Below are 12,135 nucleotides of genomic sequence, written 5' to 3'. Positions count from 1 at the left end.
CTCATTCCGCCGCCGGCAGGGGCTGCGCGCCGCCGAATCCGCGGCCCGAAAGGACGCTGTGCCGCTGCGGCTTCTTGCGCGACAGTGCGAGCACCATACCCATGGAAATGGCCATCGCGATCAGCGACGAGCCGCCATAGGAGATGAAGGGAAGCGTCATCCCTTTCGCCGGTAGCAACTGGAGATTGACGCCCATGTTGATGATCGACTGGAAGCCGAAGAGCACGACAAGGCCGCTGATGGCGAAGCGCGAGAAATCGTCGGTCTCCTTCGAGGCCCGCGAAATGCCGCGCAGGACGACGAAGGCGAAGAGCCCGGCGATGATCAGGCAGAGAATCAGACCGAATTCCTCGGCGGCGACGGCAAAGACAAAGTCGGTATGGCTGTCGGGGAGAATGCGCTTGACCGACCCCTCGCCTGGCCCCTGGCCGAGCCAGCCGCCGCGCACCATCGCCTCATGGCCCATGTCGGTCTGGTAGTTGTCGCCTTCGCCGGTCAGGAAGCGGTCGATGCGCCCCTGGACGTGATCGAAGGAAAAATAGGCGCCGCTGGCAAAGGCGACCGCGACGCCGCCGAGGATGATGATCCACAGCCAGGGCAACCCCGCCATGAAGAACATCACGCCCCAGGTCGCGACGACGAGCAGGGACTGGCCGAGATCGGGCTGCGCCACCAGAAGCGCCAGCACGACGCCAAGCAGCATCATCGCGAACAAATTGCCGGGAACGGCGTCTGAGCGCGCGCGCTCGGCAAACAGCCAGGCGCAGATGACCACGAATGCCGGCTTCATGTATTCCGAGGGCTGGATGGAGATGCCGGCCAGATGCAGCCAGCGCCGCGATCCCTTGATCTCGGCGCCGACGAAAAGCACCGCCACCATCATGACCAGCGAGCCGACGAGCATCAGGAGCGCGAGCCGCCGCACGAGCCGTGCATCCAGAAAGGATACCGCGAGCATCACGATGAGCGCCGGGATCATGAAGATGATCTGGCGCGTGACGAAGTGGAAGCTGTCGAGGCCGATGCGCTCGGCGACAGCCGGGCTCGCGGCGAAGGAGAGCACGACGCCGAGCAGCATCAGCGCCATGAACGCCGCCAGGAACCAGCGGTCGATCGTCCACCACCACTGCGCGACAGGACTGCGGTCGACGCGACTGATCATTGGGAAGTCCCTCCGAAAGAAACGAGCCCGTCGAGCGCATGGACCGCGCTGCGAAAGGCCTCGCCACGAACCTCGAAATTCTTGAACTGGTCGAAACTGGCGCAGGCCGGCGAAAGCAGCACGACCGGCTCGCCCGAAGCGTCATCGGCGGCGTCGCGCGCGGCATGGGCGACGGCTGCATCGAGCGTGCCGGCGATCTCGAACGGCGCCTCGGCGCCCAAAGTGGCGGCGAAAGCGGGCGCTGCCTCGCCGATCAGATAGGCGCGAGCGATGCGCGGGAAGAAGGCGCGAAGCGTCTCGATGCCGCCGTCCTTGGGTAGTCCGCCGGCGATCCAGTAGATGCGCCCAAAGCTCGACAGAGCGGGCGCGGCGGCTTCGGCATTGGTCGCCTTGGAATCGTTGACGAAGAGAACGCCCCTGCGCGTGCCGATGATTTCCATGCGGTGCGCAAGGCCGGGGAACGTCGAAAGGCCGGCCCGGATTTCCTCGCCTGAAAGCTCGAGCGCCACGCAGGCAGCGACCGCGGCAAGCGCGTTCTGCGCATTGTGCTGGCCGCGCAGCGTCCCGATGCCTTCGAGCGAGGCGACCGTTTCGCGTTTGCCGCCCACAGCGCGAACGAGGTCGGTGCCAGTTGCGAAATAGCCGTCTTCGAGTTCGAGCCGCTTGGAAATGCGGATGACATTCTGCCCAGCCGCCTCGAGTCGAGCGGCGATCTGCTCGCAATGAACGTCATCGACGCCGACGATCGCCGTCCTGCTGCCGGCGACGAGCCGCTCCTTGATCGCCGCGTAGTGCTGCATCGTGCCGTGACGGTCGAGATGATCGGGCGTCAGGTTGAGGAGGATGCCGACCGTCGGATCGAGCGAGGGCGCCAGATCGATCTGGTAGGACGAGCATTCGACGACATAGTTGCGCTGAGGTGTGATCGGCTCGAGTGTCATGACTGCCTTGCCGATATTGCCGCCCATCTGCGTGTCGCGCCCGGCGTGGGCGAGGATGTGTGCAATGAGCGCCGTGGTCGTCGACTTGCCGTTGGTGCCGGTGATTGCGACGAACGGCGCATCTGGCGAGGCGCGCCGGCGCTCGCGCGCGAAAAGTTCGATGTCGCCGATGATCTCGACCCCGCTGCCACGCGCGAGGTCCACGCTCCAGTGGGGCTTGGGATGGGTCAGCGGGACGCCGGGCGCCAGCACGAAGCTGGCAAAGCCGTTCCAGTCCGCCTGCCGCAGATCACTGACGGGAATGCCTGCGGTGCGCGCGGATTCGACGCTCTGCGGATTGTCGTCGAAGGCCGTGACATCCGCGCCACCCTGGATCAGCGCGCGCGCGGTAGCAATACCCGAGCCGCCGAGCCCGAAGAGGGCGACCCTGCGATTGGCGAAGGAGCCGGCCGCGATCATGGCGTCACCGCAGCTTCAGCGAGGAAAGGCCGACAAGGGCGAGGATGACGGCAATGATCCAGAAACGGATCACGACCTGGCTTTCCGTCCAGCCGAGCTTTTCGAAATGGTGATGGATCGGCGCCATCAGGAAGACGCGCTTGCCGGTGAGCTTGAACCAGCCGACCTGGATGATGACCGAAAGCGCCTCGATGACGAAGAGGCCGCCGATGATGGCGAGGACGATCTCGTGCTTGGTAGCGACAGCGACGGTGCCGATGAGGCCACCCAGCGCGAGCGAACCGGTGTCGCCCATGAAGATGGCGGCAGGCGGCGCGTTGAACCAGAGGAAGCCGAGCCCTGCCCCGATCACCGCGCCGAGGATGACGGACAATTCACCGGTCCCCACGACGAAGTGTATCTGAAGGTAGTCGGCGAAGACGGCGTTGCCCGAAAGATAGGCGATGACGCCGAAGGCGCCGGCGGCCACCATCACCGGGACGATGGCAAGGCCGTCGAGGCCGTCGGTCAGGTTAACCGCGTTGCCCGCACCGACGATGACGAAGGCCGCGAAGGGGACGAAGAACCAGCCGAGATTGAGGAGGAGGTCCTTCACGAAGGGAAAGGTCAGCGAGGAGGAGAACGGCTCCTCGCCTGCAGTCATGATGACGAAGGTCGCGGTGCCGGCGATGAGGAATTCGACCGCAAGACGCGCCTTGCCCGAAAAGCCCATATGGGATTGTTTGGTGACCTTCAGATAGTCGTCGTAAAAGCCGATCGCGCCGAAGCCGAGCGTGACGAGGAGAACCGTCCACACATAGATGCTGGAGAGGTTACCCCACAGGAGCGAGGCGCCGACGATGCCGGTCAGCATCATCAGCCCGCCCATCGTGGGCGTGCCCGCCTTCTTGAAATGGGTCTGCGGCCCGTCGGCGCGGATCGGCTGGCCGCGGCCCTGACGGATGCGCAGCGAATCGATGATCATCGGCCCGAAGATGAACACGATCAGCGCCGAGGTGATCAGCGCGCCACCGGTGCGGAAGGTGATGTAGCGGAAGACGTTGAAGGCCGAAACCTGATCCGCCAGCGCTACGAGAAGCATGAGCATTTTTGTTCTTGTCTCCGCGTGGCGCCTAGGCGTCCTGGTGAATGTCTTCCGCCGCGCCCGTCTCGGCAGCGGGGAAACTATCGCGCAAGGCTGTCACGAGCCTTGAGGAGCCGACGCTCTTCGACGATTTGATCATGACGACGTCGCCGGCGCGCACGAGGCCCATCAGGACCGGCTGCAGGTCGGCGACGCTGTCGCGATGTTCGACGCGCAGGCTGTCGGGCAATGCTTCGGCAAGCGCCTTCATCTCGGGGCCGGCCAGAAGGACGACGCCGGTCGCCTGCGGGTCGATCGTCTCGGCAAGGCCGGCATGCAGCTCGCGTGAGTGGTCGCCAAGTTCCAGCATGTCGCCGAGAACGGCGATGCGCCGGCCGTGGCCGTTGACCGGCGCGGCCTGCAACACGTCCATCGCCGCGCGCACGGAAGCCGGGTTGGCGTTGTAACTCTCGTCGATCAGCAGGAACTCGCCTCGGCCGTGGCACAGGCGATGGCGCGCGCCGCGCCCCTCCTCCGCCGAAAGATCGGCCAGCGCATGTGCCACCTTCGCCATGTCGGCGCCGGCAAGATAGGAGGAAGCGAGAACGGCGACGGCGTTCTGCACCATGTGACGTCCGGGCGCTCCGATCTTGGCGACGAGTTCCTCGCCAGCCATCTGCGCGGTGAAGGTGGAGCCTTCCGGCAGAAGCTTGGTCTTGACCAGTTTGAAGGTGGCACGCGAATGTTCGCCAAAGCCCCAGACATTCTCGATGCCGGCTTCACGCGCCGCCTTTTCGAGTTGCTTGAAGCGGGCGTCGTCGCGGTTGATGAGCGCATGCCCACCGGATTCGACGCCCTCGAATATCTCTGCCTTGGCCGTCGCAATCTCCTCCAGGTCGCGGAAGAAACCGAGATGCGCAGCGGCGATCATGGTGACGATGGCGATGTGCGGGCGCACGAGCTTGACCAGCGGGCGGATTTCGCCCGGATGGTTCATGCCGATCTCGAAGACGGCATAGTCCGTCTCGGCCGGCATGCGCGCGAGCGTCAGCGGGACGCCCCAGTGATTGTTGAACGACTTGTCGGAAGCGTGGACGTTCCCGACCGCCAAGAGCGCCTTGCGGAGCGCTTCCTTGGTGCTGGTCTTGCCGGCCGAGCCGGTGACGGCGATGATGCGCGCCTTGGTGCGCGCCCGTGCCGCCACGCCCGTCTTCGACAGAGCTTCGAGCACGTCCGGAACGACGATCATCGGCCCGTGCAGGCGCCCGAGCGCCGGCAGCTTGCTTTCCGAAACCACGAGCAGGCCCGCGCCGGCCTTGATGGCGGCGGTGGCGAAATCATGACCGTCGAACTGATCGCCCTTGATGGCGAAGAAGGCGTCGCCGGGCTGCAGCGTCCGGCTGTCGATCGAAATCCCTGTAATGCCGTCCGGCATGGTGCCGACGGGACGGCCCGCCATCGCGGCGACGAGATCGGATGTGGTCCAAAGCAGGTTCATGCTGCGCTCTCCCTCAACGCCGCCCGCACCTCTTCATGATCGGAAAAGGGCAGCGTGACGTCGCCGACCGTCTGCCCTTCCTCATGTCCCTTGCCTGCAACGATCAGCGTGTCGCCCTGCCCGAGCGAAGCAACCGCGTCGCGGATCGCCTTGCGCCGGTCGCCGATTTCGGTGGCGCCGGGCGCCGCTTCCATGATCGCGGCGCGGATTGATGCGGGCTCCTCCGAGCGCGGATTGTCGTCGGTAACGATCACGCGATCGGCAAGCCGCGCCGCGATCTCGCCCATGATCGGCCGCTTGCCCTTGTCCCGGTCGCCGCCGCAGCCGAACACCACGACGACCTTGCCGGTCGTGAACGGGCGGACGGCCGAAAGCACGTTTTCCAGCGCCTCGGGCTTGTGCGCGTAATCGACATAGACCGGCGCGCCGGCCTTGGTCGTGCCAACGAGTTCGAGCCTGCCGGATGCACCCTCAAGCTTGCGCAGTGCGGCCATCGCGGTTGCCGTCGGCGTGCCGGTGGCGATGCAAAGGCCGGCCGCGACGAGCGCGTTCGACACCTGGAACTCGCCAGCGAGCGGCAGGTCGACCTCGTAGATCGTACCTTCGTGGCAGATTTCGGTGCGCTGGCGGTGTCGGCCATGCTCGACGCGCTTGAGCTCGAGGAAGTTGCCGGCGCGGCCGACGGTCAGGACGTCAAGGCCTGCCGCCTTGCAGGCATCGATTGCCTTCTGCGACCAGGGATCGTCGGCGAAGATCACTGCCGGGGCGGATTTCGGCATCAGCGTATCGAAGAGCCGCATCTTGGCGTCGAAATACTCGTCCAGCGTCGCGTGGTAGTCCATGTGATCGCGGCCAAGATTGGTGAAGCCGGCTGCGGCAAGTCGCACGCCGTCGAGGCGGCGCTGGTCGAGGCCGTGGCTGGATGCCTCCATCGCCGCATGGGTCACACCCTCGCCGGTGAGTTTCTTCAAAAGCTGGTGGAGTGCGACCGGATCGGGCGTCGTCAGCGAGCCATATTCGGTGAATTTCGGCGAGATGACGCCGGTCGTGCCTATGCTGGCGGCCGCATGGCCCTCATGTACCCAGATCTGGCGCGCGAAGCTGGCGACCGAGGTCTTGCCGGCCGTGCCCGTAACGGCAACCATGGTCTGTGGTTGTGCGCCGTAGAATGCGGCGAGCGCGAGCGACAGGCTGCGGCGCGGATCGCCGGTTTCGATCAGCGGTACGCCGGCGGGAACGTCCGTGCCGCGCGCTGCGAGGATTGCCGTCGCGCCCCGCGCCACCGCATCGGAGACGAATTTCGCGCCACTGGTCTTGGCGCCGTCAAAGGCGGCGAAGACGTAGCCGGGCTCGACCTTGCGCGAATCGAGCGCAAAGCCCTTCACCTCGATCGCGCCGGCTTCCGGGGGAACGATGGTTTGGGCGGTAGCGAGGTCGGCAAGTTTCATGCGTTTCCATTCGGATGGGCGCCGGCGGCACGCGCCGCAGACGGGAATCACTGATAGGCGGCGAGCAGAGCCTCACTTTCATGGCTGAAATCTGGCTTCACGCCAAGAAGCGAGGCTGAACGACGCACAATGTTGCCCGCCATGGGAGCCGCGTTGAGGCCAGCCGTCGCGCCGACGCCCGGCTTTTCCGGCTTCGGCTCGTCAACGATCGTCAGGACGATGTATTCGGGGTCGTTGAGCGGAAAACCGGCGATGAAGGCGTTGAAACGAATGCCGCTGACATAGCGTCCGTTGACGACCTTTTCGGCCGTGCCGGTCTTGCCCCCGACAAAATAGCCGGGAACGTCAGCGCGGCGTCCCGATCCGGCCTCGGCATTGTAGCGGAAGAGATAGCGCATGGCGTCGCTGGTCGACGGGTTGAGCACCTGGAGCGCCGAGCCCATCGCCTGTTCCTCCGTGCGCGGCAGGAAGGTCGGGTTGATCAGCCGGCCGCCGTTCAGGACGGCGGCGGCGGCGACCGCGGTCTGCAACGGCGTCGTTGCGACACCATGGCCGAAGGAGATCGTGATCGAGTTGATCTTCTTCCACACTGCCGGCTCCGTCGGCCGCGCGACCTCGGGCAGTTCGGTCGTCATGCGGTCGAGAAGACCGAGCCGCTTCAGATAGTTGCGGTGGCCTTCGATGCCGAGCACGTCGACCATGCGGGCGGTGCCGATGTTCGACGAGTAGATGAAGACCTCGGGCACGGTCAGAACGCGGCCCTTGCCGTGGAAGTCGCGGATCGTGTGGCCACCGATGCGGATCGGCGCGGTGGCGTCGAACCGGTCGGAGAGCTTCACGAGGCCCGAATCGAGCGCCATCGCGGTGGTGAAGCCCTTGAACGTCGAGCCCATCTCGAAGACGCCCGCCGACATGCGGTTGAGCCGGTCCTTCTCGAGCGCGTTGAACGGGTTGTTGGGGTCGTAATCCGGCAGCGAGGCCATGGCGACGACTTCGCCGGTCTTGGCATTGAGAACGACGGCGCCGGCGGCGATCGCCTGATATTTCTCCATCGCCTGCACGAGTTCGTCATGAACGATGTGCTGAACGCGCAGGTCGATCGAAAGCTTGACCGGCGCAAGGTCGCCCGCGATCGCCAGACCCGAAGCCTGAAGGTCGGCCAGGCCCTGGTCGTCGATGTATTTCTCCATGCCCGCCGTGCCGCGATTGTCGACATTGACGAGGCCGAGGACATGCGAGGCGGTGGCACCGCCAGGATAGAACCGCTTCTTCTCCGTGCGGAAGCCGACGCCCGGAATGCCGAGCGCCATGATGTCGGCCTGCTGGCGCGGCGACAATTGCCGGCGCAGCCAAACGAAGCCAGCATCGGTCGAAAGCCGCTGGTAGGTCTGGTTATAGTCGAGGTCCGGCAACACCGTGCGCAGCTTCTCGATCGCCTCGTTTGGATCGACGATGCGACGCGGCTCGGCGAAAAGCGAGGCCGACTTGATGTCCGTCGCCAGCACCAGCCCGTTGCGGTCGACGATGTCTGGGCGGTTGGCGGTCACGCGCGAGGGTGGCGGCCCGCCCGCCGGCAGGTCCTCGATGCCCAGATAGACGATGCGCCCGCCGATGACCGCATAGACGCCCATGAACAGCGCGAAGGTGATGGCCATGCGCGAGCGCGTGGAACCGCCCGAACGCTTGCGCGCCCCGTCTACGACGATGGCCGCGTCGTCCGCGCGCCGCGTCGAACGCTTCAGGAGCGAGGTGATCCGGCTGACGATCCTCATTGCATGATGCTCCCGGTGGAGGTTTCGTCGATCAGCCCGTCGCCGGCGATCAGGTCCTCGATCGCGAGCGGGCGGCGGGGCAGTTCGGAAATGGTGGCGAACTGGTAGGGCTGGACGGGGTTGAGCTGTAGTTCGTCCTTGAAGTTTTCCTTCAGCCGCTGCAGGCGCGAGGGCTGATTCAGCAGGCTCCAGTCGGCGTGGAGCACGTCGATGGAGTCCTTCTCGAAGGCGATCTGGCTTTGCAGCCGACGCACTTCGGCAAGCTGGTTTTCCGCGTCGTGCTTGGTCTTGTAGGTAAAGGCTGCCGCCGAAACCATGACCACGATGAGAACGATGTCGGTGGTACGGAACATGTCAGTTCGTCTCCTCGGCGTCGCCGATGGCTGGCAATTTGGGCAATCCGAAAATCGAGAAATCCGCAGCGCGCGGGGCGGCTTCGGTACGCGTCGCGGCGCGCAGCTTGGCCGAGCGCGCACGCGGATTGGCCTCGGCCTCCGCTTCGCTGGTGGCGATGGCCTTGCTGGCGTCGGTGAAGGTCGGCGTGATGAAGTGCGCTTCGGGCAGGTGCCGCGAGCCGGATGCCTTGCCGGCGCGGTCGGCGATGAAGCGCTTGACGATGCGGTCTTCGAGGGAATGGAAGGTGACGACGACGAGACGCCCGCCCGGTTTCAGCGCGCGTTCGGCGGCGAACAGCGCGCGGGCGAGCTCGCCCAGCTCGTCGTTGACGTGGATGCGCAGCGCCTGGAAGACGCGCGTCGCCGGATGGATCTTGTCCTTCGGTCCGCGCCCGACAAGCGTCTGGATCGCATCGGCGAGTTCGGCTGTGCGGGAAAAGGGCCTGCGCGCGCGCTTGTCCTCGATCATGCGGGCGATGCGGCCAGCCTGGCGTTCCTCGCCGAGGAAACCGAAGAGGCGGGCAAGATCGCCGAGCTTGTAGGTGTTGACGACGTCCGCCGCGCTCGGGCCCTTGCTGGACATGCGCATGTCCAGCGGGCCGTCATGGCGGAAGGAAAAGCCGCGTTCCGCCTCATCGATCTGCATGGAGGAAACGCCGATATCGAGCACGACGCCGTCGACCGTTCCATCGGCATATTCGTCGAGCCGCGAGAACGGACCCTCGACGAGCCGCAGGCGGCCGGAAAATTCTTCCTCCATCGCGCGGCCCGCCGCGATGGCCGTCGGATCGCGGTCGATGGCGACGACATTGGCGCCGGCCTCAAGGATCGCACGCGTATAGCCGCCTGCGCCGAACGTGCCGTCGATGATCGTCTGCCCGGCTTGCGGCGCCAACGCGCCCAGCACCTCGGCCAGGAGGACCGGAATGTGGCGGGCCGGTCCGCCACCGGCACCCTCGTCGCCGGCGCCCGCCATCATTCCGATTCTCCGTGCCTGCTGGCCGCAGCCGCCTGCCTGAGCTTCGAGAGCCGCGCACGGACGGCTTCGCCATGCGCCTTCAGCCGCGACGGCTCCCACATCTGGAAAAAGGTTCCCCGGCCGACAAAGGCAACTTCCGCCTCGATGCCGGTATGTTCGCGCAGGAAATCCGTGACCGTGATCCGCCCGTCCTGGTCGAGCTTCAGGAACGCGCCATCGCCATGGCAGAAGAATGACATGTCGTCCGCCGTCTGGAGAAACGGGTCCTCCAGCGCGATGCGTTCCTCGTAGCGGTCGAGGAGATCGAGCCCGCCCACGTCGAGCGCAGGCACGTCGAGCGCCCGCAAGGCATAGAGATCGGCATAGCCACGCTTCTGCACGACCGCCCGGAAATGCGCCGGCACGGAAACCCGACCCTTCGAATCGATTCGGTTGATCGCACTGGAAAGAAAGCGGTCCATCAGCCGGCTCGCCGAAAAGAGGCGCGCTCATATCGCGCTCGATGGCCCAATTCGCAGTCTCCCCTGTCGCCCCCGTCCGCGCGTCGCATGCCAGGAAACGAGCGCAAGTCCGAGCGGATGCGACGGACTTGGAGAACGCTCGAACTGGAACTGAAACGACCGCAGGATTGGCTTTCAGGGATATCATGGGCTGTTATGGGCGTCAACGGGATGAGGTCTTCACGAGTACCCGCCGCCCCTGTTTCGAAGGGATTCGGGCCACCGTCGTTTATGCTCCATTAAGCCTAATGAAACGTTTACCGCTAAGAGACGCGCAACCTTGGCGAGCCTTGCGAATCCCCTCTGTCGGCTCTAGCGTCCCGCCCACGCCCGCAGCCAAGGACCGATGATGACCGACGAAAATTCCCACCGCGCAGCCGCACTCTCGCATCTTCGCCGCGCGAAGCTGGAAAAAGGCGATCCGGTCGCGCTGCCGCTGACGATGGCGTCCATGTTCCACCTGCCCGGCGCGCCTGCGGGGTTCGCGCAATATGGGCGGTTCTCGAACGACACCTGGGAAGCGGTCGAGGAGATGCTCGGCCACCTGGAGGATGCGCCGGCGCTCGGCTTTCCATCCGGCATGGCGGCCATCGCAGCGGCCTTGTTCGCGACGCTGAAGGCCGGCGACAGGATTCTGCTACCGTCCGACGGCTATTACACCACGCGGATCCTGACCGAACGCTTCCTGACACGCCTCGGCGTAACCTATGAGACGCGGCCGACGGCGACGTTCCTCGATGGAGGGTTCGATGGGTTCCGGCTGGTCTTTCTCGAGACGCCGGCAAATCCCGGCCTCGACCTTTGCGACATCAAGGCGGTGGCCGACGCCGCCCATGCGGCCGGCGCGATCGTGGTCGCCGACAACACGACCATGACGCCGCTCGGCCAGCGCCCGCTCGACCTCGGGGTCGACATCGTCGTCGCCTCCGACACCAAGGCGCCGAACGGGCATTCGGACGCGCTGTTCGGACATGTGTCGAGCCGCGATGCCGAAATCATGCAGGCCGTCTCCGACTGGCGCAAGCTTGCCGGCGGCATTCCCGGCCCGTTCGAGGCCTGGCAGGTCCATCGCGGGCTGGAGACGCTCGATGTGCGTTTTCAGCGCATGTGCGACACGGCCGAGTTCCTGGCGGAAAAGCTCAAGGACCGAGATGACGTCAAGGCGCTGCGCTATCCGGGCCTGGCCGGCGACCCGTCGCACAATCTTGCCCGCGCGCAAATGCTGCGCTTCGGCTTCCTGATCGGGCTGATCCTCGAAAGCGAAACAAAGGCAGAGGACTTCATCGACGGTTGCGCTCTGCTTCAGCCGGCGACGTCGTTCGGCGGCGTACATTCGTCGGCCGAACGGCGTGCGCGCTGGGGCGACGCGGTCGATCCGGGCTTCATCCGCCTGTCGGTCGGCTGCGAGCCCGCGAGCGAACTCTGGCGCGCGATCGAAGTGTCGCTCGACGCCCGGAGAAACTGACTCGCTTTCGCAGGCAATGCCCGCAACTCATTGATGGAAAAGCGTCAGTCGGCCTGTAAGCCGGGTTCTGTATGGCCCCGACGCCCGAGGGCGCCGAAACGTGGCGGCCATTCTTCTGGGACGCGTCTTGCGACGCGCCTCAAGCAACCAACCCGGACGGCCGGGCCGGAATGCCCTGAGGGTTGCCCCTCGCGCCGTCCCTATTCGGTTTTGCTCCCGGTGGGGTTTGCCATGCCGCTCCCGTTGCCGGCAGCGCGGTGGGCTCTTACCCCACCCTTTCACCCTTGCCGAACCCCGAAGGGTCCGGCGGTCTGCTCTCTGTTGCACTTTCCCTGGGGTCGCCCCCGCCGGCAGTTAGCCGGCACCGTTTTTCCGTGGAGCCCGGACTTTCCTCCCCGCAAGGCAAGGCCCTGCGAAGCGGCCGCCCGGCCGACTGACCGGGCGTATAAAGGA

General features: G+C 65.6%; 10 protein-coding genes and 1 other RNA gene. 1 reads left to right on the top strand and 10 read right to left on the bottom strand.

The window, feature by feature from the left end; genetic code table 11:
• Position 1: 1 nt before the first annotated feature.
• Genes ftsW through mraZ form a run of 9 tightly spaced genes read right to left on the bottom strand, consistent with a single transcriptional unit; the run spans position 2 to position 10,178 of the window.
• Positions 2-1,162: a putative lipid II flippase FtsW gene (gene ftsW / locus GTK01_RS13770; protein ID WP_252926587.1), complete on the bottom strand. Its 1,161-nt coding sequence runs from the start codon at positions 1,160-1,162 to the stop codon at positions 2-4.
• A complete protein-coding gene (gene murD, locus GTK01_RS13765; protein WP_252926585.1) occupies positions 1,159-2,562 on the bottom strand; it encodes a UDP-N-acetylmuramoyl-L-alanine--D-glutamate ligase in 1,404 nt (467 codons plus the stop codon). The genes ftsW and murD overlap by 4 nt, the downstream gene beginning before the upstream one ends.
• Before the next feature lie 4 nt (positions 2,563-2,566).
• Positions 2,567-3,649, bottom strand: a complete 1,083-nt coding sequence (mraY, locus tag GTK01_RS13760) for a phospho-N-acetylmuramoyl-pentapeptide-transferase (RefSeq protein WP_252926584.1) — start codon at positions 3,647-3,649, stop codon at positions 2,567-2,569.
• A 25-nt stretch (positions 3,650-3,674) separates the two neighbouring features.
• Positions 3,675-5,123, bottom strand: a complete 1,449-nt coding sequence (locus tag GTK01_RS13755; RefSeq protein WP_252926582.1) for a UDP-N-acetylmuramoylalanyl-D-glutamyl-2,6-diaminopimelate--D-alanyl-D-alanine ligase — start codon at positions 5,121-5,123, stop codon at positions 3,675-3,677.
• Complete coding sequence (locus GTK01_RS13750) at positions 5,120-6,571, bottom strand: UDP-N-acetylmuramoyl-L-alanyl-D-glutamate--2,6-diaminopimelate ligase (RefSeq protein WP_252926580.1); 1,452 nt, start codon at positions 6,569-6,571, stop codon at positions 5,120-5,122. Before GTK01_RS13750 ends, GTK01_RS13755 begins: the two co-directional genes overlap by 4 nt.
• 47 nt (positions 6,572-6,618) lie before the next feature.
• Positions 6,619-8,343, bottom strand: a complete 1,725-nt coding sequence (locus GTK01_RS13745; protein ID WP_252926577.1) for a penicillin-binding protein 2 — start codon at positions 8,341-8,343, stop codon at positions 6,619-6,621.
• Positions 8,340-8,696: a hypothetical protein gene (locus GTK01_RS13740; protein WP_252926576.1), complete on the bottom strand. Its 357-nt coding sequence runs from the start codon at positions 8,694-8,696 to the stop codon at positions 8,340-8,342. The genes GTK01_RS13745 and GTK01_RS13740 overlap by 4 nt, the downstream gene beginning before the upstream one ends.
• A 1-nt stretch (position 8,697) precedes the next feature.
• Positions 8,698-9,717: a 16S rRNA (cytosine(1402)-N(4))-methyltransferase RsmH gene (rsmH, locus tag GTK01_RS13735; RefSeq protein WP_252926574.1), complete on the bottom strand. Its 1,020-nt coding sequence runs from the start codon at positions 9,715-9,717 to the stop codon at positions 8,698-8,700.
• On the bottom strand, positions 9,714-10,178 hold the full coding sequence (gene mraZ / locus GTK01_RS13730; protein WP_252926572.1) for a division/cell wall cluster transcriptional repressor MraZ: 465 nt from the start codon (positions 10,176-10,178) through the stop codon (positions 9,714-9,716). The genes rsmH and mraZ overlap by 4 nt, the downstream gene beginning before the upstream one ends.
• A gap of 388 nt (positions 10,179-10,566) precedes the next feature.
• Here mraZ and GTK01_RS13725 point away from each other — a divergent pair, with 388 nt between their 5' ends.
• Complete coding sequence (locus tag GTK01_RS13725) at positions 10,567-11,682, top strand: cystathionine gamma-lyase (RefSeq protein ID WP_252926570.1); 1,116 nt, start codon at positions 10,567-10,569, stop codon at positions 11,680-11,682.
• A 40-nt stretch (positions 11,683-11,722) separates the two neighbouring features.
• On the opposite strand, the gene rnpB is transcribed toward GTK01_RS13725, so the two are convergent.
• Positions 11,723-12,119: RNase P RNA component class A (gene rnpB / locus GTK01_RS13720), an RNA gene on the bottom strand.
• Between the last annotated feature and the right edge of the window lie 16 nt (positions 12,120-12,135).

Source organism: Aliihoeflea sp. 40Bstr573, assembly GCF_024105655.1.
GTDB lineage: Bacteria > Pseudomonadota > Alphaproteobacteria > Rhizobiales > Rhizobiaceae > Aliihoeflea.
Note: the sequence above shows the minus strand (reverse complement) of the source record. Positions and strands in the feature narration are given on the sequence as shown.